The organism is Haloterrigena turkmenica DSM 5511 (assembly GCF_000025325.1).
Taxonomy (GTDB): domain Archaea; phylum Halobacteriota; class Halobacteria; order Halobacteriales; family Natrialbaceae; genus Haloterrigena; species Haloterrigena turkmenica.
Genome location: NC_013743.1, coordinates 508,802 through 531,080, shown reverse-complemented (window position 1 = coordinate 531,080; position 22,279 = coordinate 508,802). Strand labels below are relative to the sequence as shown.

14 protein-coding genes, 2 tRNA genes and 3 rRNA genes are annotated in these 22,279 nt (G+C 61.7%); 10 read left to right on the top strand and 9 right to left on the bottom strand.

The annotated features are described in order from the left end of the window. Nucleotides 1-72: 72 nt before the first annotated feature. Nucleotides 73-1,212, bottom strand: coding sequence for an acyl-CoA dehydrogenase family protein (locus HTUR_RS02520; protein WP_012941722.1), 1,140 nt, complete (start codon nucleotides 1,210-1,212; stop codon nucleotides 73-75). 301 nt (nucleotides 1,213-1,513) lie between these two features. Between HTUR_RS02520 and HTUR_RS02515 the strand changes: the two genes are divergently transcribed. The 3 genes from HTUR_RS02515 (at nucleotide 1,514) to HTUR_RS02505 (ending at nucleotide 4,282) form a co-directional block, all read left to right on the top strand. Then, nucleotides 1,514-2,677 (top strand): acyl-CoA dehydrogenase family protein, encoded by a 1,164-nt coding sequence (locus tag HTUR_RS02515; protein WP_012941721.1) that lies wholly within the window; start codon nucleotides 1,514-1,516, stop codon nucleotides 2,675-2,677. Between the two features lie 252 nt (nucleotides 2,678-2,929). Continuing rightward, nucleotides 2,930-3,694: an IclR family transcriptional regulator gene (locus tag HTUR_RS02510; protein ID WP_012941720.1), complete on the top strand. Its 765-nt coding sequence runs from the start codon at nucleotides 2,930-2,932 to the stop codon at nucleotides 3,692-3,694. 129 nt (nucleotides 3,695-3,823) lie between these two features. Further along, a complete protein-coding gene (locus HTUR_RS02505) occupies nucleotides 3,824-4,282 on the top strand; it encodes a hypothetical protein (RefSeq protein ID WP_012941719.1) in 459 nt (152 codons plus the stop codon). Between the two features lie 170 nt (nucleotides 4,283-4,452). Here HTUR_RS02505 and HTUR_RS02500 read toward each other — a convergent pair whose 3' ends face one another. Both HTUR_RS02500 and HTUR_RS02495 read right to left on the bottom strand, forming a co-directional pair. Continuing rightward, on the bottom strand, nucleotides 4,453-5,229 hold the full coding sequence (locus HTUR_RS02500; protein ID WP_012941718.1) for an IclR family transcriptional regulator: 777 nt from the start codon (nucleotides 5,227-5,229) through the stop codon (nucleotides 4,453-4,455). 524 nt (nucleotides 5,230-5,753) lie between these two features. Then, nucleotides 5,754-7,289 carry an aldehyde dehydrogenase family protein gene (locus HTUR_RS02495; RefSeq protein WP_012941717.1) on the bottom strand — a complete coding sequence of 512 codons (1,536 nt, stop codon included), beginning with the start codon at nucleotides 7,287-7,289 and terminating at the stop codon, nucleotides 5,754-5,756. A gap of 213 nt (nucleotides 7,290-7,502) precedes the next feature. Between HTUR_RS02495 and HTUR_RS02490 the strand changes: the two genes are divergently transcribed. From HTUR_RS02490 to HTUR_RS02475, 5 genes are all read left to right on the top strand, one after another. Next, nucleotides 7,503-8,234: a helix-turn-helix domain-containing protein gene (locus HTUR_RS02490; RefSeq protein ID WP_012941716.1), complete on the top strand. Its 732-nt coding sequence runs from the start codon at nucleotides 7,503-7,505 to the stop codon at nucleotides 8,232-8,234. 88 nt (nucleotides 8,235-8,322) lie between these two features. After that, on the top strand, nucleotides 8,323-9,162 hold the full coding sequence (locus HTUR_RS02485; RefSeq protein ID WP_012941715.1) for a proline dehydrogenase family protein: 840 nt from the start codon (nucleotides 8,323-8,325) through the stop codon (nucleotides 9,160-9,162). Between the two features lie 150 nt (nucleotides 9,163-9,312). Further along, nucleotides 9,313-9,459: a hypothetical protein gene (locus HTUR_RS27190; protein WP_012941714.1), complete on the top strand. Its 147-nt coding sequence runs from the start codon at nucleotides 9,313-9,315 to the stop codon at nucleotides 9,457-9,459. Next, a complete protein-coding gene (locus HTUR_RS02480) occupies nucleotides 9,449-11,137 on the top strand; it encodes a sodium/proline symporter (RefSeq protein WP_012941713.1) in 1,689 nt (562 codons plus the stop codon). The genes HTUR_RS27190 and HTUR_RS02480 overlap by 11 nt, the downstream gene beginning before the upstream one ends. Continuing rightward, a complete protein-coding gene (locus tag HTUR_RS02475; protein ID WP_012941712.1) occupies nucleotides 11,138-11,650 on the top strand; it encodes a hypothetical protein in 513 nt (170 codons plus the stop codon). A gap of 876 nt (nucleotides 11,651-12,526) precedes the next feature. Here the strand turns inward: HTUR_RS02475 and rrf are convergent. The 6 genes from rrf to HTUR_RS02445 form a co-directional block, all read right to left on the bottom strand. After that, nucleotides 12,527-12,648 (bottom strand): 5S ribosomal RNA (rrf, locus tag HTUR_RS02470). A 126-nt stretch (nucleotides 12,649-12,774) separates the two neighbouring features. Further along, a 23S ribosomal RNA gene (locus HTUR_RS02465) occupies nucleotides 12,775-15,695 on the bottom strand. 222 nt (nucleotides 15,696-15,917) lie between these two features. Beyond that, a tRNA-Ala gene (locus HTUR_RS02460) sits at nucleotides 15,918-15,989 on the bottom strand. Nucleotides 15,990-16,143: 154 nt separating this feature from the next. Then, nucleotides 16,144-17,618, bottom strand: a 16S ribosomal RNA gene (locus HTUR_RS02455). The 16S, 23S and 5S rRNA genes sit together here with 1 tRNA gene alongside, the layout of an rRNA operon. Nucleotides 17,619-18,813: 1,195 nt before the next feature. Beyond that, a tRNA-Ile gene (locus HTUR_RS02450) sits at nucleotides 18,814-18,887 on the bottom strand. Between the two features lie 69 nt (nucleotides 18,888-18,956). After that, nucleotides 18,957-19,565 (bottom strand): FxsA family protein, encoded by a 609-nt coding sequence (locus HTUR_RS02445; protein WP_012941711.1) that lies wholly within the window; start codon nucleotides 19,563-19,565, stop codon nucleotides 18,957-18,959. 168 nt (nucleotides 19,566-19,733) lie between these two features. On the opposite strand from HTUR_RS02445, the gene HTUR_RS02440 reads away from it, so the two are divergent. Further along, a complete protein-coding gene (locus HTUR_RS02440; protein ID WP_012941710.1) occupies nucleotides 19,734-21,383 on the top strand; it encodes a DUF255 domain-containing protein in 1,650 nt (549 codons plus the stop codon). An 86-nt stretch (nucleotides 21,384-21,469) separates the two neighbouring features. Further along, complete coding sequence (locus HTUR_RS02435) at nucleotides 21,470-22,273, top strand: TrmB family transcriptional regulator (RefSeq protein ID WP_012941709.1); 804 nt, start codon at nucleotides 21,470-21,472, stop codon at nucleotides 22,271-22,273. Nucleotides 22,274-22,279: the final 6 nt, after the last annotated feature.

Here is a 22,279-nt window from a genome sequence, read left to right as displayed (position 1 = left end):
AGGACGCGAACAGATCCCGACCGCTACGCTCGAGCGACGTGACCGCCAGTAAAACGGGTGGGAGCGAACGACCTAGAAGATCTGGTCGGCGATGATGTTCTTCTGGATCTCGCTGGTCCCCTCGTAAATCTTTGTGATGCGGGCGTCGCGGTAGTAGCGTTCGGCGGGGTAGTCGGTGACGTAGCCCGAGCCACCGTGGACCTGAATGCCCTCGTCGGCGACCTCGACGGAAATTTCAGAGGCGAACAGCTTCGCCATGCTCGAGTACTGCGCGGCGATGTCCTGGTTCTCCTGCTCGACCTGGGTCGCGGCGCGGTAGGTCAGCGAGCGGGCGGCCTCGACCTTGGTGGCCATCTCGGCGATCTTGTGCTGGATGGCTTGGAACTCCTTGATCTTCTGGTCGAACTGTTCGCGCTGGTTGGCGTACTCGACGGCGGCGTCGAGCGCGCCCTGGGCGGCGCCGACGGCCTGAGCAGCGACGTTGGCACGACCGGCGGCGAAGAACTCCATCAGCTGGTAGAAGCCCTTGTCGACCTCGCCGATGACGTTCTCCTCGGGAATACGGACGTCGTCGATAACGACCTCCGCGAGGTCGGAGGCGCGGATACCGAGTTTGTTGTCGATCTTGTCGGTCGTGATGCCGTCCCAGTCCATCTCGACGAGGAAGGCGGTGATGCCCTTATGGCCCTCACCGGGGCTCGTCTTGGCCATGAGGACGCCGATGTCGGCGACGGTCCCGTTGGTGATCCACATCTTGTTGCCGTTGGCGACGTACTCGTCGCCGTCCTTCTCGGCGACCGTCTCTATCCCGGCGACGTTCGAGCCGTGTGCGGGCTCGGAGATCATCGACACCGACGCGATCTCGCCGTCGGCGATCTTGGGCAACCACTCCTCTTTCATCCATTCGTCGCCGAACTCCATGATCATGCTCGAGCCGAATCCGGCGCTGCCGATCGCGGAGCCGATCCCCGGATCCGCACGCCAGAGTTCCTCGGTGACGATGGTACTGGCTATCTTGTCCATCCCGGCACCGCCGTACTCGAGCGGGATGCTCGGCGCGACGAAGTCGTACTTGGCGGCCTTCCGGCGGAGGTCCTCGGGGTACTTCCCTTCCTGGTCGTGTTCCTCGGCGACCGGTTTGATCTCATTCTCACCGAACTCGCGGACGGCCTCGCGAATGGCCTCGTGTTCGTCGGACAACGTAAATGCCATATGCTACTGCTCGACTGCGGGAACCAAAATAGCTTCGATATATTCAACAGTTGCAAAGTATCCTCGATGCGATTCTAACTTTGTTAAGTGAGTTCGCGCGAAAGGTCGATCCCGCTAGCGAAACGGCTGTGTTCCCTGTTAGACAGCCACTACCCATCCTCGAGTACGTTCGCGGCGAGATCACTTGGCTCGAGCCCTCCGGTCCGCGAGGACCACACCCCGGAATCGACGCTCCCTCGAAACGTATTCGTCGGACGGAATGTACCGTAATACCTATCCGGACATTGGTAGAGTATCACGTATGCTGGATTTCGTCGATCTCGAGGCGGATTTGGACCAGGAAGAGCGCATGATCCGCGATACGGCCCGGGAGTTCGTTACGGAGCACGTCACACCTGACATCGGCGAACACTTCGAGAACGGGACGTTCCCGAAAGAGATCATCCCGAAGATGGGCGAGCTCGGCTTCTACGCCCCCAACCTCGAGGGCTACAGCTCGCCGAACGTCTCCGAGACGGCTTACGGCCTGTTGATGCAGGAACTCGAGGCCTGCGACTCGGGGCTGCGCTCGATGGCGTCGGTGCAGGGCGCGCTCGTCATGTACCCGATCCACGCCTACGGGAGCGAGGAGCAGAAGGAGGAGTGGCTCCCCGCGCTCGGACGGGGCGAAGCCGTCGGCTGTTTCGGCCTCACGGAACCCGAACACGGCTCGAACCCGTCGGCGATGGAAACCCGCGCCGAGCGGGACGGAGACGGCTACATCCTCAACGGCTCGAAGACCTGGATCACGAACTCGCCCATTTCGGACGTCGCGGTCGTCTGGGCGCGCGACCAGTCGGATCCCGACACCCCGGTCCGCGGCTTCCTCGTCGAGACCGACCGCGACGGCGTCTCGACCAACAAGATCACCGAGAAGCTCTCCCTGCGCGCGTCGATCACGGGCGAGATCGGCCTCAACGACGTCCACGTTCCCGAGGAGAACGTCCTGCCGGGCGTTTCGGGGATGAAGGGACCGCTCTCGTGTCTCACGCAGGCCCGTTACGGGATCGCCTGGGGCGCCGTCGGCGCCGCGCGCGACTGCTTCGAGGAGGCCCGCCAGTACGCTAAAGACCGCGATCAGTTTGGCGGCCCGATCGGACGCTTTCAGCTCCAGCAGCGCAAGCTCGCGGAGATGGGGACCCAGATCACGCTGGCCCAGTTGCTCGCCTACCGCCTGGCGGAACTCAAGGAGCGCGGCGAGATGCGACCGCAGCACGTCTCGATGGCCAAGCGAAACAACGTCCGGACGGCTCGCGATCAGGCCCGGATCGCCCGCGAGATGCTCGGCGGCAACGGGATCACCACCGACTACTCGCCGATGCGTCACATGGCCAACATGGAGACGGTCTACACCTACGAGGGTACCCACGACATTCACACGCTCGTCCTCGGCGAGGAGTTCACGGGCATCCCGGCCTACGAGTAGCGTCTCGAGGCGGTCGCCTCGAACCGAGTCCGAGACTATAGTCCGTTACCCGCAGGGATCGATCCGCGGCGGTCGTCTGATCCGCGACGGACGTCTCATCTTTCGGAATAGACCGTCCGCAGCACGGAATAGTAATCTCAAATACCGGAAAGCGGCGAACGATCTCGCGATAACGACGACGAGCGTTCCGCAGTTCTGCAACCGCGTTTCACTATCCGGAACATTGAACTAGTCGGTGCCGTATGTACGCGTATGGACACGACCGAGGGGGACGGAACGGATGCAGGCGTCTCGACCACGCGGAAGACGTTCGCAATCCTCGAGGCGCTCACGGAAACGGACGGGCTCACGATCACAGAACTCACCCGTCAGACGGGGTTGAGCAAGAGCACCGTCTACCGCCACCTCGCGACGCTGACCGACATGGGGTACGTCGTCGAACGCGACGGCGAACACTACATCGGTTTCCGACTGCTCGAGATCAGCGAGCAGGCCCGCAACCGGGAGACGGGGTACGCGGCCGCGAAGCGGACGGTGTTCGAGCTCGGACAGGAGACGGGCGAGCGAGCGGTCTTCACCGTCGAAGAGCGCGGCGAGGCCGTCTACGTCCACCGGTACGGGAGTCGCTCGAACACGTTTATCGGCAAGCGGCGGCCGCTGCACACGCTGGCGTCGGGGAAGGCGATCCTCGCGGAGTGGGACGACGACGCCGTCTCCCGGTTCGTCGACGAGACGGGCCTCGAGGCGGTCACGGACAACACCATCACCGACCTCGACGAACTCAGCGCCGACCTCGAGCGGATCCGCGAGCGCGGCTACGCCGTGAACGATCAGGAGCACATGGACGGCCTCCGCGGGGTCGCCGTCCCCGTCTACACGCCCGACGACGAACTGCTGGGCGCGCTGGGCGTGTTCGGACCGACGAGCCGATTCAAAGACGAGGCCGTCCACGAGGAACTGCCGACCCTACTCCGGGACAAGGCCGACGAGATTCGAGTGACCCTCGCCTACGGCTGATTCGACCGCTATCGGTTCGGAGCGGCATCGGATCGACGGTGTATCGTTTCACTATGCGGAACGAACGGATCGAGAAGCGATGCCGGTTGCCGCCGCACCTTTATCAGTGATTGCGCGGCCAACGGGGGTATGTCGACGCGACAGCACTCGACGCGACGAACGGTACTTCGAACGATCGGCTCGCTGGGACTGGCACCGGTTGCCACTGCCGCGACGGCCGGCGCCGCCGACAACGACGAGGGCAATGGCGACGACGGACCGTCACTGCCCGCGAACGGCGCTCGATCGCAGTCGGCCGCGGCCGGTTGCGGATCGGCCGACGTGGACCGCTATATCGGCACCGTCGACCGGATCGTCGACGGGAGGCACGTCGTCCTCCTGCTCGAGTCGGACGGTGAACTCGTCGATCAGCACGTGGCTCCCCGATCGACGCTCGAGTCGGTCGAGGAGGGAGATATCCTGAGCGTCATTTTCAAGGACGGCGACCTGCTCGTGGCACAGCAACTCCCGAAACGACCCGGACGGAGCGCGTCGGAGCCGTCGCCCCAAGAGCGGTTCGACTCGCTGGCCAGCGACAACCCGACGTAACGACGGCCGTCGAAGCGGTGTCTGGCCCGGGACGACTCGGGCGCTTACAGGGCCACCTGTAGCCGCCGCTCCGATTCAGAATCGGCCGTATCCGACGCTCAGGCGGCTGGTATCCCCGTATTCTGAGTACTACCGCTTCAGAATTACACACATACGGATGTAATGTCTTGTTAGAATAGTTCCGCTTCGAGCGCGTCGATCTCGTCGACCAGTAGGTGTCCGATCTCATCGGTCGTCGACTCGTCGACCGCCATGCGGTACGTCGGACCACCGATCGAGAACGCACCGACGACTTCGCCGTCCGGACTCGTTATCGACGCGCCGATGGACCGATACCCCTCGATCAGTTCCTCGTTGTTGGTCGCGTACCCGCGCCGCCGGGTCGCCTCGAGTTCGTCGAACAACGCCGTCTCGTCGGTGATGGTTTCCTCGGTCGTGGCTGGGAGCCCCCAGCGATCGATAATCTCTCGAACGCGCGCTTCGGGCATCGACGCCAGGATCGCCTTGCCCGAGGCGCAGTTGTGCATGTAAAACCGGTTCCCCGCGCGGAAGGGCCCCGACTCCGACAGTCCTCGCGGAGTCGACTCGCCGATAGCGTACTCGAGAGAGTACGCGCGACCGTTTTCCTCGACGATGAAGTCGGCCTCGTTGCCCGCCTTCTCCGCGAGGGAATAGACCCGCCGTCGGGCCGCCGCGTACAGCGGATTTCGATCGCGAGCGTGTTCGCCGAACGGGAGAAACTGGAGGCCGACGTGGTAGGTGTCGCCCTCGCGGACGAGAAACCCTTCCTCGACCAGCGTGTGCAGGTGGTTGTGAACGGTACTTTTCGCCAACTTGAGTCGGTCGGCGAGCTCGCTCAACGTGGCGCCGTCGTTGTCGCGAACCGCGCGAACGACTGCGAGCGACGTTTTCGTCGTCTTGACCGGGCGGGGACCCTCGTCCGTCATACGTTGATTTGTGGGAGTGCTCCGGCATAAGGGTTCGGAATGTGTGAACGTAGCCTCCGAATCGCCACTGCGATGGTATCGAGTTTTCTTATTAATTCATAAAACAATATTGGAAAATAACTTAGTTTCATCCGCATAGTGGTATCGACTCGCGCAGTCGCTCGATATCCTGTCGGATCCTCAGTAGCTATCGGATGGTGAGACCCATTAACGAGGTTTGCGTTCGGAATGTGTGAATAGGCGAGAGCGATCATCGACCGCTTCGATCGAGTTCGGGAAATCATCAATCGTCACAGGTCAGTAGCGATATCGATCGTTCACACATTCAAAACAGACCACTGAGAACGAGTCACAATAGCGAATCGTTGACTCGGTTCGTGTGGTGGTGTCTGTGTAGCGTGATCAGTGCCGATCGGATGCCGCCCGATCGGGACTAATCAGCGCCGCAGCGTCCCATCCAGCCGCAGTGTCGACACCACTCCGCCGAGACGGCAGTCGACTGGCCGCAGAGCGGACAGCCCGTCTCAGTCATCGTCGGTCGTGATGTCGGCGGACAGCCCTTGGGCCATCTCGATGTCCTTCGAGTTGTTCAGCGTCCAGGCGGTGCGCTCGGTGACGGCCTCGATCACTTCGCGACCGCTCGGGTAGCCGTTACCGGACTTCTTGACGCCACCGAAGGGCAGGTGAACCTCGGCGCCGATACACGGCAGATTCCCGTACGCGAGTCCGACCTCGGCGTTGTCGCGGTAGTAGTTGATGTCGCGGTAGTCCTCGGAGATGATCGCTCCTGCGAGGCCGTACTCCGTGTCGTTGTGGACCTCGACGGCGTCCTCGATGTCGCCGGAGTATTCCATGAGTGCGACGTGGGGACCGAAGACCTCCTCCTGCGTACAGCGGAGGTCGGCCTCGTGATCGGCCTCATAGACGAACGGACCGACCCAGTGACCGTCCTCGTGGCCGTCCGGAATCTCGTCGTCGCCCAGTTCGTCGCGGTCGACGAGCACGTCGACGTCCTCCTCGCGAGCGAGTTCGTTGTACTCGAGGACCTTCTCCTTGTGCTCGCCCTCGACGAGCGGGCCCATGAAGGTGTCTTCGGCCAGCGGGTCGCCGACGGCGACGTTCTCGGCGACGTCGACGAACCGTTCCTTGAACTCGTCGTAGACGTCCTCGTGGACGATCAGGCGCTCGGCCGAGACGCAGCGCTGGCCGGTCGTCTTGAACGAGGACATGACCGCCGAGTGGACGGCCGTGTCGAGGTCGGCCTCGTCGGTGATGACGACCGCGTTCTTGCCGCCCATCTCGCAGGCCGCGAGCTTCCCGGGCTGTTCGGCGACGCTGCGGGCGACCTCTTGGCCGACCTCCGCCGAGCCGGTGAACAGCACGGTGTCGACGCGCTCGTCTTCGACGATAGCCTCACCGGCGTCGCCGAAGCCTTGGATCATGTTGAAGACGCCGTCCGGGATGCCGCTGTCCTCGAACATCTCGGCGACGATCTGAGCGCACCACGGCGTCTGTTCGGCGGGCTTCCAGACGACCGTGTTACCCTCGACCAGCGAGACGGCCATATGCCAGAACGGGATCGCGACCGGGAAGTTCCACGGCGTGATACAGCCGATGACCCCGCGGGGCTTGCGGCGCATGTAGGCGTCCTTGCTCCCGATCTCGCTCGGGACGACGTCGCCGTGGGGGTGACGGGCGTTGCCCGCGGCCCACTCGACCATGTGAGCGGCCTCGACGACGTCGGCCTTTCCTTCCGAGATCTCCTTGCCGCACTCCTTGGTGACGATCTCGCCGAGCTCGTCCGTCCGCTGGCGGAGCTCGTGGTAGATGTCCCAGAGGTACTCAGCGCGGTCGATGTGGGAGAGTTCGCGCCACTCGTCCTGTGCTTCTTCCGCAGCCTCGAGGGCCGCGTCGACGTCGGCTGCGGTCCCGCGGCGGAAGGTCCGCAGGGTCTCGCCGGTCGCCGGGTTCTCGCTTTCGAAGGTCTCCTCGCCCTCCCCGTCGGTCCACTCGCCGTTGATGTAGTGCTGGTCAGGCTGAGCTGTCGTCTGCTGACTCATACGGTATGGATCACGGATCACCGCGGAATAACCACGGCCTCCCATGGTCGGGAATGTCCGCATTCCCCCGACGATTGGTGCGGGAGCGTCACGTAACCCGCGCTTCGAGCCCCAACGCGGGCGTATTGAGGTGATCACCGGCGAACTAGCGCGCGTTATCGCTATTCAGTATGTTTATAGTGCTCACACGGAACTAGCGAGTAGAGCCGACCCATGAGCAGCACGAGTCCGACGACGACTACGACAGGGTCCCCGGACGGCACACGACTCACACTCGAGATCTGGCACCCGGATTGCTGGGGCTTGCAGGCGACCGAGGCGGTCGACGCCGGTCTGCTCGTCCACACCGTCCACCGCACCGTCGAGGACGCGGTCAAAGGCCACTTCACCGTTTACGCCGATACGACGAACCAACTCGACGAGTTCGTCGCCTTCGCGGACGAGTCGCCGCTGACCCACTCGACGGTCGAACTCGGACAACGACCGACCAGCACGGCGCCGAACCCGGGGAACGCGACCCGCGAACTGTTCGTCGAGTACGAGCCCGAACACAGTATCAGCGACGCGCTCGTCTCCCACGGCTTCATCCACGACGCGTCGGTGCGCGTCGAAGGCGGCGTCGAACACTGGCCGGTCTTCGTCGCCGGCGGCCGCGACGAGATCCGAAACCGTCTCGAGGCGATCCGGAACGAGACCGACGCGGAGATCTCGATCAGCCGAGTCGCCACGCCCGACGGTGGCCCGTCCGAGACCGCCGACCGAGCGGATCGTCTCACGCCCCGCCAGCGCGAGGCGTTCGAACTCGCCTGCGAACAGAACTACTACGCCTGGCCCCGCGAGATCAGCACGCGCGAACTCGCGGACGAACTCGGCGTCTCGAAGACGACACTGCTCGAGCACCTCCGGAAGGCCGAAGCGAAGTTACTCAATCCCGACGACGCCTGATCGTTTCTCGCCATTTATTTCCCCATCCATCCGACAGAATCTTTTGGTCGGGTATCGATTTAGGGGGGTTCCGTGCCAGCGATCGGGTATGATACCCCCGATTGCGAGCCGGTTCGTCGCCGGCACGTCCGCATCCGGTGCACTGGATCACGTTTCCGACTGTAACCAAGACGGGATGGGCGGCATCCTGAACCTCCTCGGCGAACACTACCACGAACCCGAGCCCGCGGCCGAAGACGCCGACGAATACTGCCATCTCGCCTCCCAACTAGCCGAGCGCGATCTGAACGGAACCATCTCCGTCAAACCCTCTCAGATCGGGATCGACGTCGGCCCGGACGTCTTCACGGCGAACTTCGAACGGATCGTCGAGGCCGCGGCGGCCGAAGACGTCTTCGTCTGGTGTGACATGGAAGACCACACGACGACCGATACGACGCTCGACGCCGTCGAATCCACGGCCCGCGACCATCCCAACGGCGTCGGGGTCGCGATCCAGGCCAACCTCACGCGGACGCGCGACGACCTCGAGCGACTCGCCGACGTTCCCGCAGCGGTCCGTCTGGTCAAGGGCGCCTACGACGAACCGTCGTCGGTCGCGCTCGATTCGAAGGCGGCCGTCGACGAGGCCTACGAGGACCACCTCGAGTTCCTGTTCCGCGAGTTCGATCAGGGTATCGCGGTCGGCAGTCACGACACGAAGATGCTCAAGACCGCGGTCGACCTCCACAAGGAGTACGGTACGCCGTTCGAGATTCAGATGCTCATGGGCGTCCGCGAGGACGCCCAGCGCGAACTCGCCGAGAAGGGCTACGAGGTCAACCAGTACATTCCCTACGGCGACAAGTGGATGCAGTACTTCTACCGCCGTGTCCGCGAACGCAAGGAGAACGCGCTGTTCGCGCTTCGCGCCGTCGTCGGCGTCTGAACGAGCCCCGAATCACTCGAGTACTGCGCGACAACGAGCGATCTATCCTTCGGTAATTCAATCGGGATAGAATTGTTTTTCGTTCGAAGTAATCTATGACTGCGAGGAAAATTCGGTATATTTATCTGCGGGTAGTAAGCACACGGCAGTATGCTTGAGAGTGGATCAGTTGACTTGCTGTGGTTATTCGGACCGTTCGTCGTGTATCTGGTGATGCTCGGCGTCTACTACGTCTGGGAGGGGAAACGGGAAGAACAGCTCCGACAGCGCTACGAGGAGGCTGAACATGGCCAGTAACGGGCTCGCCGGCTCGGCCGGCATCTGGGTGCTCGGAACGTTCGCCGTGTATCTGCTCGTCCTCCTCGGCATCGGACTGTACTCCTCTCGGCTCATGGACACCGTCGACGACTACGTCATCGGCGGTCGAAGCGTCGGTCCAGTCGTCACCGGGTTCTCCGAACGTGCCTCCGAGATGAGCGGCTGGCTCACCCTCGGTGTCCCCAGCGACGCGTTCGGCACCGGTGTGATGGCCTTCTACAACGGCCTCGGGATGATTCCCGCCGACCTGTTCGCCTGGGCCGGGATCGCAAAGCGGCTCCGAAAGTACACGGAGATCGTGAAAGCGGTCACGCTACCGACCTTCTTCGAGACACGTCTACAGGACGATACCGGCTACGTCAAAGGCACGTCCGCCATCGTCCTGATGATCTTCGAGGGCGGTTACGTGGGCGCACAGATCGTCGCCGCCGGGACGCTCTTGGAGGTTCTCACCGGCGTCTCGTCGCTGGTCGGAATCCTCGTCGGTGGCGTCATCGTCGTCGGCTACACCATGCTCGGTGGCTACTTCGCCGTCGCGTGGTCCGACTACGTGCAGGGCGCGATCATCCTGATCGCGTTCATCATCCTGCCGATCATCGCCTTTACCAACTACGGGCTCCCGTTCAGCGAACTCGAATCCGTCGGTAGTTCGTACACGAGCGTCACGGCCGGCATGACCGGTTGGGCCGCTCTCTTCGGTATCATCAGCTACGCCGCGATCGGTCTCGGTATCCCCGGCAACCCCCACGTGATGGTCCGGTTCATGGGGATCGACGAGGTCGAGAACATCCGTCTGGCGGCGCTGGTCGCCCAGCTGTTCATGTTCGTCGCCTACATCGGCGCCGGCTTCGTCGGACTGTACGCGCTGGTCGTCTTCGGCCAGGGCGGCATCGAAGACCCGAACAACGTCATGCCGCTGCTCACGCTCGAGTTCTTCCCCGGCGCGATCGCGGGTATCATCCTGGCGGCCGCACTCGCCGCGATGATGTCCAGTGCGGACTCGCAGCTCCTCGTCGCGACGAGCGCGATCGTCGAAGACGTCTACCACGGCTACATCAACCCGGACGCGAGCCAGGAGACGCTCGTTCGCTACTCCCAGTACGTCACGCTCGGACTCGGAGCAGCGAGCGTCGCCTTCGCCTTCCTCGCACAGAACACGCCGATCTACACGCTCGTCCTCGACTACGCCTGGGGCGGCCTCGGCGCGGCCATCGGCCCGACGCTCATCGCGTCGCTCTGGTGGAAGCGCATCACCGCCAAAGGCTCGGTTGCGAGTATGATCGTCGGGACCCTGACGATGATCGTCTGGATCCAGCTTTCGAGCCTCCTCGAAGCCCTCGGACTCATGGGTGTCGTCGAGGGGTCGGCGTTCCTCACGGGACTCATCGGCGTCTACGGTCTCGTCCCCGCGTTCATCCTTTCGACGCTCACGCTCATCGTCGTCTCGCTCGTCACGGAGCCCCCGGAGGGCGTCGACGACCACTTTGAGTCCTTCAACAAACCGCTGTCGGCCCTCTCGAGCAGCGATGATCCGACGGGGACCCCTGACTACGTGACCGACGGCGGTCAGGACGTCGATCCGAAGGCCGTCACGGAAACCGACAACATCCGTGCACACGTCACGGCCAGCGACTACTGGGAAACGGGTGACGAGTAAATGAGCGACGCGCGTCGACAGTCGGCCGAGCCCGCCGTGATCACCGGCGAGCCACGCGAGCGCGCGGACCTCACCGTCATCGAACCGACGGTGACCCGCGAGAACGTCGACTCTACCGGACGCGTCGGCGCTGTCGCATACCCGTTTCGAGTCTACGACGCAGTCGCGACGATCGAACGGCCGCTGCTTTCGAACCGCGACGTCGAATACGTCGTCAGCGTCGACCGCTCCCGTCGACTCGCTGTTCGGGCCGACGTGTTTCCGGACACCATCGGAAAAACGGTCGACGACGTCCTCGTCGTTCCGTCCGAACTCCCCGACGCGCTGGTTCGCGAGAAGGCTGAAGACGCGGTGTTCACGTGGACGCTCCGGAAAGTTGCCGTCGGCTCCGCGCCGGAGATCTCGTTCGAGCAGTCGGTCGACGCCCACAAACTGTTCTGGATCGCGTCCCGACCCGACGGCGACGTCATCGTCGATAGTGTCCGCGGAACAGAGTCGCCGCTAACGGACTGAAGCTCCTCGCACCGCGGCGCTTCCGAATCGCCGATTCAGGACTCCAATCCTTGTTCTCGTTCGTCTCAAATCGCGTACTCACATCGTGAGCTGAGTCAACGTAGCAGAGACGCAAAGCTACCGCTCCCATCACGGGCTCCGATCAACAGCCGTGTGTACTCGAGAAGGGCTCGCGGATGGAATTCGTCCTCACGTATCGCGATAGTGATTTGGGAAACAGTATGTTCCCCATTGTACCGGACTGGTTATATATTTATCAGCGTGGCAGCTTCCACAGCAGTCGATTTCGGACCGACTGTGCTGGGACAGGTACCATTCGATCGTATTCCCGCTCGAGAAGCACAGTTACCGCTCTGTGTCCGGTTGCACTCTTGTAAGAACGTGCGTGTAGTGCCCGCTTGCCATGATCGGTAGCTGAAGCGACCACTGCACTCGTGAACAGCGTTGCCCAGTTAAGACGACGTCTCAGCAGTCCGATTACGGCTTCTGTCCTGACTGACGATTGGTTGGACTACTTACTCGAGTCGAACCAGGTTCACGAACCGGAGACGATCATCGATTGATGCCAATTCTCACCTCTGTGAGTAGTGTTTGAAAGTGAGGGGAAGATGGACTGGTAGCTTCGTGATGGAGACTATGGACATCCATTGTGCTCGTGGAGGCTCCCCTCTAGCCCTCCTAAACACTCCCAAAACGGACGCGAGATCGCTCTCGGATTCAGGATACTCTGGGTGGTCCTGTTATACGAGCCGCTGTAACACCAATCGGCGGGATCGAACCGCCGTTAACTATTATCGGTTTTCCGAGGGCTACTGGGGTAAATACGAGTAGCCCCACACAGCCGGTGCTGTGTGGGGCCTGATGATGAAGTATGAGTGGTGGCGGCGAATCAGCTCTCCCAGAGGCTCGCGCACTCCAGTACTCGCCGAAACGCAGGCGGGCTTAACGTCCGTGTTCGGGATGGGTACGGGTGGTTCCCCGCCGCTGTGGCCGCCGAACGCCGATTCACGGAATCGAACCGTGACCATGCCAATATCGGTGGCGGTTGACCGTAGTATACGTGTAGTCCAGTTTGCGTCCGGACCCGTTCACCGCGTCACGGATCCAATGCGATTGTAGTTATGAGTGTGTGGCTCGATCGGTTAGTGCTCGCGGACTCAACACCTCGTTGCCTTGGTGCGTACATCCCGAGTCTATCGAACTCGTCTTCTACGAGTGATCTCGATGGTATCTCTTTTCCAAGTGGGTTTCGAGCTTAGATGCGTTCAGCTCTTACCCCGTGGTGCGTCGCTGCCCGGCACGTGCCCTCTCGGACAGCCGGTACACGAGTGGCACCCATTCGTAGTTCCTCTCGTACTATACGAACGTTCTTGTCAGATACCGTAACACCCCCAATAGATAGCAGCCGACCTGTCTCACGACGGTCTAAACCCAGCTCACGACCTCCTTTAATAGGCGAACAACCTCACCCTTGCCTGCTTCTGCACAGGCAGGATGGAGGGAACCGACATCGAGGTAGCAAGCCACCCGGTCGATATGTGCTCTTGCGGGTGACGACTCTGTTATCCCTAAGGTAGCTTTTCTGTCAGCAATGGGCCGCATCAAGCAGCCGCATTGGTTCGCTAGACCACGCTTTCGCGTCAGCGTCCGTCGTTGTGCCGGACACTGTCAGACTTCCTTATGCTCTTGCGCTCTTTCCCGCGTCTCCGACGCGGGTGAGGAAATCTTGGGGCGCGCTCGATATCTTTTCAAGCGCGTACCGCCCCAGTCAAACTGCCCGGCTACCAGTGTCCTCCGCCAGGAGTGAGAGTCGCAGTCACCATCGGGTAGTATTTCAATGCTGGCTCGGTGGCCCGCTAGCGCGGGTACCTGTGTAGCGCCTCCTACCTATGCTGCACAATGGCGACCACGTCTCAGTGACAGCCTGCAGTAAAGCTCTATAGGGTCTTCGCTTCCCCTTGGGGGTCTCCAGACTCCGCACTGGAACGTACAGTTCACCGGGCCCAACGTTGGGACAGTGGCGCTCTCATTGATCCATTCATGCAAGCCGCTACTGAAGCGGCAAGGTACTACGCTACCTTAAGAGGGTCATAGTTACCCCCGCCGTTAACAGGTCCTTCGTCCCCTTGTACGGGGTGTTCAGATACCTGCACTGGGCAGGATTCAGTGACCGTACGAGTCCTTGCGGATTTGCGGTCACCTATGTTGTTACTAGACAGTTGGAGCGCCCGAGTCACTGCGACCTGCCTCGTTGCGAGGCAGGCATCCCTTATTGCGAACGTACGGGACTAACTTGCCGAATTCCCTAACGTCGGTTGATCCCGACAGACCTTGGCTTTCGCCGCCACGAGTACCTGTGTCGGATCTCGGTACGGACAGTGTGCTTGCCTTTTCACGGGCTCTAGGTTGACCTCTCTTGCGCTATTCAGCCATTCGTTCGCTTCGTGCCATTACGGCTTCCACGAATTTCGACTGTTCGCCCGAGCGAAAGCTCGGGAGAGGCGGCCCCAAAGCGTCGGCTTTGAGTGCACACTGGCATAGGAATATTAACCTATTTCCCTGTTGTCAGCTTCGACTTACGGGCTGACTTAGGACCGGCTAACCCTCAGCTGATTAGCATTGCTGAGGAACCCTTACTCGTTCGGCCGTCGGGGTTCTCACCCGACTAACGCTGCTACTATGACCAGGATTTTCGTTACTGAACGGTCCACACGACTTCTCAGCCGTGCTTCCACCCGAACAGAACGCCAACCTACGGGATCACTCGATCAAGAGTGCCGCTAGGTCTCGGTGGTAGACTTGAGCCCCGATCATTTTGGGCGCCGCAAACCTCGGCCGGTAAGCTGTTACGCTTTTCTTAGAGGGTAGCTGCTTCTAAGCTCACCTCCCGGCTGTCTAGGGCTTGCGACCACCTTCGATCGCACTTAGTCTACACTTGGGGACCTTAACCCAGCTCTGGGTTGTCTCCCTCACGGTACACAGGCTTACCCCGTGCACCGGACTCCCTGCGTCAAACGGCGTTCATAGGTTCGGAGTTGGACAGGGGGGCGCACTCCTCTCGGAGTGCGGTCCCCCAATCCGTCGCTCTACCCCATGAACTACCTCGGCAGAGGTCATGCTTCGACATGTTTCGGTTGGAACCAGCTGTTTCCGGATTCGATGGGCCTTTCACCCCTAGACGTAGGTCACGCGAGGGTATTGTAGGACACCAACGCTATCGGGCCTCCACGTGCCTTTCGGCACGCTTCACCCTGCCCACGCCTAGATCATCCGGTTTCGGGTCGTGCCCGTTTGACTCCCCGCGCTTGAACACGGCGGCCCTCGTGCAAAGCACTGCGGCCATGTCGGTTTCCCTACGCCTTCCTCGATAATCGAGTTAGACTCGTCAAACAGGCACACTCCCTGGTTCGTTTTTCAAAACGTACGACAGAACACCGGCTTCCCAAACAGCTTACTACAGGTTTGCACCTGATTCATTGTGTCCGGGACCTTGTATGCTCTGTCGCTCCATCGCCAACTGATTTCACGCCCTATTGCACCTCCCTTCGTGGGGTGCTTTTCAGCGTTCGCTCACGCTACTTGTTCGCTATCGGTCTTGAGGAGTGTTTAGTCTTCGCGGTCGATGCCCGCGATCTTCACGAGGGATATCCAACCCCCGATACTCTGGAGCTGACTCGTTCCGTACTTCAGGACAATACGGGACTGTCACCCTGTTTCGTGCTCCGTTCCAGGAGACTTCGTGTCATGTTTCGGGAAGTGATCGTCAGTCCGAACACCACATTGCCCGTGAAGGCTTCGGTTTGGACTGTGTCGCGTTCATTCGCCATTACTAACGACATCGCGTTTGCTTTCTTTTCCTGTCGATACTAAGATGTTTCAATTCTCGACGTTCCCCATTGCGCGAAGCAATTGCGGTGGGGATTCCCATTCGGAGATCCTGAGTTCTTCGCCTCCGTGCGGCTCCCTCAGGCTTATCGCAGCTTGGCACGTCCTTCTTCAGCTCTCAAGCCGAGCGATCCACCAGCTGGCACAGTAGCCACGTTCATCGGATCGGCGGTTGCGGATGCAACCACGTATGTGACCCGGGAACGGGTCCAGTGGACGCCTGGACTACACGTACACACGGTCTCATCTGCACGCCGTAGACGCGGCATGCATTAACCCTTCCCAGCCACGTTTACACGGGCTGGTGCATCGGTTTTCGTTCGGATTAGATCGAAGACGCCTGTCCCACTTAAGGGGCACGGTCTCGATCCGCTCCGAGTCATGGACCCACAGGGATTCGAACCCTGGGCATCCTCCTTGCAAAGGAGGCACTCTACCACTGAGCTATGGGCCCACGTCCACCCCGGAGGGTGGACAGAGCGCGAAAGTGTTAGCCTTGGTAGTTCTAAGGTGCCCGATCGGCCAAACGGATGGTCGATCGAACGTGGAGTGCGTGGCGCAATGCGCCACGCGTGGTGAGCCAGGCACGACGGCCTGGTCTCGGTCTGTGGAGGTGATCCAGCCGCAGATTCCCCTACGGCTACCTTGTTACGACTTAAGCCCCCTTGCGGAGCCCAGATTCGACCTCTGTTACAGAGGCCTCATCCGGACCCCACTCGGGTGCTTTGACGGGCGGTGTGTGCAAGGAGCAGGGACGTATTCACCGCGCCCTTCTGAGGCGCGATTACTACCGAATCCAGCTTCATGAGGGCGAGTTTCAGCCCTCAATCCGAACTACGACCAAGTTTCGGAGATTAGCGCCCCCTTTCGGGGTTGCATCCCACTGTCTTGGCCATTGTAGCCCGCGTGTCGCCCAGCACATTCGGGGCATACTGACCTACCGTTGCCCGTTCCTTCCTCCAGTTTGGCACTGGCAGTCCTCCTAATGTACCCAACCACCACAAGGGTGTTGCTGGCAATTAGGAGTGCGGGTCTCGCTCGTTGCCTGACTTAACAGGACGCCTCACGGTACGAGCTGACGGCGGCCATGCACCTCCTCTCAACGGCTCCAGTAAGCTCATCACACTGACCTTCACGGCACGTTGTCGATGCTGGTGAGATGTCCGGCGTTGAGTCCAATTAAACCGCAGGCTCCTCCGGTTGTAGTGCTCCCCCGCCAATTCCTTTAAGTTTCATCCTTGCGGACGTACTTCCCAGGCGGTCTGCTTCACGGCTTCCCTACGGCACAACACAGGCTCGTAGCCTGTGTCACACCTAGCAGACATCGTTTACAGCTCGGACTACCCGGGTATCTAATCCGGTTCGTGACCCGAGCTTTCGTCCCTCACCGTCGGATCCGTCTTCCAGAGGCGCTTTCGCCACCGGTGGTCCGTCCAGGATTACGGGATTTCACTCCTACCCCGGACGTACCCCTCTGGTCTTCCGGTCCCAAGCCATCCAGTTTCCACCGGACGCCCGCGCGTTAAGCGCGCGGATTTCCCGATGGACTTGGTTGGCCAGCTACGGACGCTTTAGGCCCAATAATAGCGGTCATCACTCGTGCTGCCGGTATTACCGCGGCGGCTGGCACCGGTCTTGCCCAGCACTTATTCTGCGACCACCTTACGGTCGCGAAAAGCGAGGACGATATGCCCTCGCACTTGGAGTCCCCTTATCGCACTCGCGTGCAGTGTAAAGGTTTCGCGCCTGCTGCGCCCCGTAGGGCCCGGTATCTTGTCTCAGATACCGTCTCCGGGCTCTTGCTCTCACAACCCGTACCGATTATCGGCACGGTGGGCCGTTACCCCACCGTCTACCTAATCGGCCGCAGCCACATCCTATGGCGCCGTAACGTTTCGGAATCCCGGCAGTTCCAGCCTGGGATTCGTATTCCGAATTAGCCTCAGTTTCCCGAGGTTATTCGGATCCATAGGGTAGTTTGGCCACGTGTTACTGAGCTATCTGCTACGAGTCTGAACTCGTGCAACTAGCATGGCTAAATCGGACTCCAATAGCAATGACCTCCGGCAGGATCAACCGGAATGCTATATGATCTCCCCAGTTGGGGAGGGTTTGTTGGCGGTGAATGTTAAGATACACACTCACACATGGGTCCACGTTCGGTGACCACAGATCGCCGACCGATCGGGCGTCACCGAACTACCAAGGCTAACATCAGACCCCTTCTGTACGGCGGACCGCAGGGGAAGGGTCCTCATCTTCTGCGTATTATACCACAATCGCTGGTTACTACTTAAGGCCTCTGAATCGGAACTCCAAAGGTAGGCAGTACCATGCAAGTTTCAATTTATAATGACTGTATTCCTATCCGATCTAATCCGATAACTCGAGACCTCAGTCTCAGACAAATCCCGTTCAGAACGTCGCTCGGCGAAGGTGCTCGTTCACGGAGCTAGTTCGGCCCTTGAGTGCGACAACGGACCGTTTTCGAGACGATCTTGACGACCGCGGTCGGCGGCGACTCATCGACGATAGAACAACGCTCACACCAGCTGATCTTTGGTGTGCGTTTCACGCGTACGCGTTCGGCGTTCCCATTTAGTGTCGAGTCGAACCCGAAAATTGACGAGCCGTACAGCCTCGAGTCAGCTCGAGCGCGAAGCTTGCGATCCCGGATATCGAGAGTAACGATCTGATATGGAGTCGGCCACCGCGATCAGTTACAGATCACCTCTTTGGCGACGGCACGAAGACGATCCTGTTCTCGGCTCGTGATGCGAGCCGCGTGGGTATCGGCTCCCGCTCTTCAGATCACGGCTAAACGGTTCCTCGGCTCACGACGTGATCTGCCGAGAACAGGTGGCAACTCGTGTTTGCCCCGGCTCGAGATGGTCCCGTTCGTTCGCATTGCTCACTCGTGAACCGCGGCTCGTGTTGGTCCGACCCGAATCGGTTGTCTTGCTGTTGCTAACGGAGACTCCGTTCGCGTGGTTCACAACAGAAGAGAAGAAGTCGAATCAGAACCGTCTCGAGTCAGTTACACTCGCTTCGGTCGCGAATGCGCCGTTCAGAACTCAGATCCTCGCCGCACGTTCCTGCGAGTCAGAACGAGGTCCACCGGAAACGTATGGGCCAACTCGGATTTGAACCACGTGAAGACGGTCCTGCTCGCCTCGCTCCGCTCGGCTACGCGGGCTGCGGCTTCTCTAGTTCAAATCCGAGTCAGGTGTATTTCCGTTGCTCACCGCTCACTATGTTCACGTTGTTCGCAGCAGAAATGGGCCAACTCGGATTTGAACCGAGAGCCTCCACCTTATCAGAGTGGCGCTCAACCTAATTGAGCTATTGGCCCGCGCTTCGCACTCAATAGTTGCGGGGTGGAACGTTTAAGCGTTTCTTTCTTCGGGCCCCGTGCGAACCGCTACCGGGCGGAGGGGTCGTCGTCCAGGTCGTCTCCGGAGTCCGATGTCCGTTCGTCCCCGAAGTCGATAGTGTACGAGTCCCCGTCGTCGCTGTCATCGACCGTGTAGTCGCCAGCGCCGAGGTCGTACGTTCCGCCGTCCGTCGAACCGCTACCACTGTCCCCGCTTCGGGCCGGGCCTTCATCGGGGAAGCCGAAGGTCCAGACGTTCCCGCTGGCGAAGCCGCCGGTCTTCTTATCCGCGTAGGGGATGATCACGAACCGCTTGAGTGCGGCCCGGATCGGGATCCGTGTGAGCGGGACGGCCAGCAGGAAGCCGATGGCGTCCGTGACGAGGCCAGGGGTCAGCAGGAAAGCCCCGGCGGCGATCAGGAGGCCGCCGTCGAGCAGTTCGTTGGTCGGCGGCTTCCCCTCCGCCAGCGTTCGCTGCATCTTCCCGATAGTTCGGCGACCCTCGGCACGGACGAGTAACATGCCGACGAGTCCGGTCAAGACGACGAGCAGCACCATCCCGACCCAGGTAAACGCGCCGAACTGGGTGACGAGGACCCCGAGCAACACCGCATCGAGGAACGGGATGAGCAACAGCGCCAAGATCCACCGGAGCATGCGTCGACATAGCCGGCGGAAGGTGAAAACGCTTTACTCTCACTACACGTCCGCGGAACGACCGTTTCGCTCGCCAGCGGGGCAATCTCGTCGGCCCCGCGATCCCGTCGGTCACATCGGCGTTTCCGCAGTCGAAGGGCTTACGCCCGCGACAACCGAGGCTCCGGTATGGACGACCAGACGCGCGTCGAGTGGCGCGACTGGGGAGAAGATGCCTTCGACGAGGCGGCGGAGGCGGACGCCCCGGTCTTGCTCTCGCTCACCGCGACGTGGTGTGATCACTGCCACGAGATGGACGCGAAGACCTACGCGGAGCCCCGCATCGCGGCGAACATCAACGACAGTTTCGTTCCCGTTCGGGTAGACGTCGATCGCCACCCGCGCGTTCGCGATCGGTACAACATGGGCGGGTTCCCGTCGACGGTCTTTCTGGCCCCCGACGGGACGGTGCTGACCGGCGCGGGCTATCTCGGACCCGACGGCATGCGACAGGTACTGGACAGCGTCCGGACCATGTGGCAGACGAAAGGTAGCGGCGCCGGTCGCGTCCCGCGCCCGCTTCGCGAAAACAACCCGCCCGCGGGTCGGCTCACGAGCGACGTCGAGTCGGCGATGCTCGGCCAGCTGACCGAGGCCTACGACGAGGTCGCCGGCGGCTGGGGCGGAAGTCCGAAGTTCCCGCTGCCCGACGCCCTCGAGTTCGCGCTCAAGCGCGACCGGGAGATGGCTCTGCGGTCGTTCGACGCGGTCAGCGCGAACCTATTGGACGAGTACGACGGCGGCTTCTACCGGTTCGCGGCCGAACGCGACTGGGCGGGACTTCAACACGAGAAACTCTTGGATTCCAACGGCGCGCTCGTGCGCGCGTTCGCCAACGCCTACCTGCTGACGGGCAAAGACGAGTACCGCGACCCCGCAGACCGAACCGTCGACTACCTCACGACGACGCTGTGGAACGACGAGGCCGACGCCTTCGCGAACAGTCAGGCACCCGGTGAAGACGACGCTCACGTGATCGACGCGACCGATCGGTCGATGGCAGACGAGCCGCCGGTCGACGATGGCGTCTTCGCCGGCCCGAACGGGCTGGCGATCGAGGGGCTGCTCACCTACCACGCATACACCGACGACGAGCGCGCCCGCCGGTACGCCGAACGCGCCCTCGAGACCCTCCGGGAAGACCTGCTCGAGGACGGCGTGGCCGTCCACGCGCTCGAGGGCGACGCCGAACGCGACGCGGACGGCGAGCCGATACCGCTGCTCGCGAACCAGGCCCGCGTCCTGTCGGCGCTGACGACGACCGCGAGCGTCCTCGAGACGGACGCGCTAGCGGACGCGACCGGGGTCGCGGACGCGACGATCGATCGGCTCCGCGACGAGGAGTCGTTCCTCGACGGACCGGCGTCGGGGGCCGGGCTCCTCGACCGTCCGCTTCGCCCGTTGGATTCGAATGTCGCGCTCGCGGACGCGCTACTGGAGCTCGCGGTCTTGGCCGACGAGGAGCGCTACCGCGAGGTCGCTCGAGAGACGCTCGAGGCCTTCGCGGGCGCGAGCGATCGCTTTGGCGTCCAGATGGCTCGCTACGCGACCACTGTTTCGCGGCTGCTCGAGGGACCGCTGGTGATCCGCGTCGCGGCCGACCCCGGAACGGACCTCCACCGGGCTGCCCTGCGAATGGCGGACCACGAGAAGGTCGTCGTTCCCGCCGCCGCCGATCTCGAGGCGGGACTGGCGCGGGTCGAACGCGGCGACCAGCGCTCGGACACCGCCGAAACCCCCGCCGAGTTGAGCGAGCGCGTCCAGTCGGTCCTCGAGTAACGCGGACGGACGGCCGCCTACGGGTCAGTCACCCGTCTGTCAAACGACCACAGCGTTTATATTTCCCCGGTTAGTTTTTTCAGAATATGTCCAGTCTCAGGGATCTCGGGCTCTCGGAGTACGAGGCTCGAGCCTACCGGTCGCTGCTCAATACCGGTCCCACAACGGCCAAGGAGTTGTCTCGTGCCAGCGACGTGCCGATGGGACGGATCTACGACGTCCTCAACAGCATCGAACAGTACAATCTCGTCCGGAGCCAGACCGCGAGTCGGCCCAAGAAGTACGTCGCCGTCGAACCCTCGACGGCGTTAGACCGGCTTCTCGAGGACAAGAAACGCGAACTCGAGGAGAAGGCCGACCAGTACGAGTCGATCGTCGACGATCTGGCCGACGAACTCGACGCGGCCGAGCCGGTCGAAGACCAGTTCTGGACCGCCGCCGTCGGCCCCGAGGAGACCGTCGATCTCATGCTCGAACGGCTCGCGGCCGCCGACGATCACATCGTGATGGTGTCGGCCGATCCGGCCCCTCAGTGGGACCTCCAGACCGTCAGCGAGGCGGTCAACGCTCAACTCGAGGACGCGCTCGACCGGGGCGTCTCGATAGATCTCCTGATGACCCGCGAGATGGTTGCCTCGCTCTCGGCGGACGTGGGCCGACGGTACCGAACGACCCTCCAGCAGCGCGACGACTTCGACGTCCGGACGAACGACGATATCTCGGGCTCGTTCAACATCATCGACGGCGTCGAGATCTGCATTCAGGTGCCGAACCCGCTGTCGTCGGGCGACGCCTTCGGCATGATCGACCTAAAGGACCCGGAGTTCGCCGCGAACGTCCACGAGGAGTTCGTCCCCCGGTGGGAGGAGGCGGAACCGCTCGAGTTCTGATCCGGT

Bases quoted from the DNA above. Each gene is read 5' to 3' on its own strand.
- HTUR_RS02520 (WP_012941722.1), bottom strand. From the start codon at position 1,212: ATGGCATTTACGTTGTCCGACGAACACGAGGCCATTCGCGAGGCCGTC.
- HTUR_RS02515 (WP_012941721.1), top strand. From the start codon at position 1,514: ATGCTGGATTTCGTCGATCTCGAGGCGGATTTGGACCAGGAAGAGCGC.
- HTUR_RS02510 (WP_012941720.1), top strand. From the start codon at position 2,930: ATGGACACGACCGAGGGGGACGGAACGGATGCAGGCGTCTCGACCACG.
- HTUR_RS02505 (WP_012941719.1), top strand. From the start codon at position 3,824: ATGTCGACGCGACAGCACTCGACGCGACGAACGGTACTTCGAACGATC.
- HTUR_RS02500 (WP_012941718.1), bottom strand. From the start codon at position 5,229: ATGACGGACGAGGGTCCCCGCCCGGTCAAGACGACGAAAACGTCGCTC.
- HTUR_RS02495 (WP_012941717.1), bottom strand. From the start codon at position 7,289: ATGAGTCAGCAGACGACAGCTCAGCCTGACCAGCACTACATCAACGGC.
- HTUR_RS02490 (WP_012941716.1), top strand. From the start codon at position 7,503: ATGAGCAGCACGAGTCCGACGACGACTACGACAGGGTCCCCGGACGGC.
- HTUR_RS02485 (WP_012941715.1), top strand. From the start codon at position 8,323: ATGATACCCCCGATTGCGAGCCGGTTCGTCGCCGGCACGTCCGCATCC.
- HTUR_RS27190 (WP_012941714.1), top strand. From the start codon at position 9,313: ATGCTTGAGAGTGGATCAGTTGACTTGCTGTGGTTATTCGGACCGTTC.
- HTUR_RS02480 (WP_012941713.1), top strand. From the start codon at position 9,449: ATGGCCAGTAACGGGCTCGCCGGCTCGGCCGGCATCTGGGTGCTCGGA.
- HTUR_RS02475 (WP_012941712.1), top strand. From the start codon at position 11,138: ATGAGCGACGCGCGTCGACAGTCGGCCGAGCCCGCCGTGATCACCGGC.
- HTUR_RS02445 (WP_012941711.1), bottom strand. From the start codon at position 19,565: ATGCTCCGGTGGATCTTGGCGCTGTTGCTCATCCCGTTCCTCGATGCG.
- HTUR_RS02440 (WP_012941710.1), top strand. From the start codon at position 19,734: ATGGACGACCAGACGCGCGTCGAGTGGCGCGACTGGGGAGAAGATGCC.
- HTUR_RS02435 (WP_012941709.1), top strand. From the start codon at position 21,470: ATGTCCAGTCTCAGGGATCTCGGGCTCTCGGAGTACGAGGCTCGAGCC.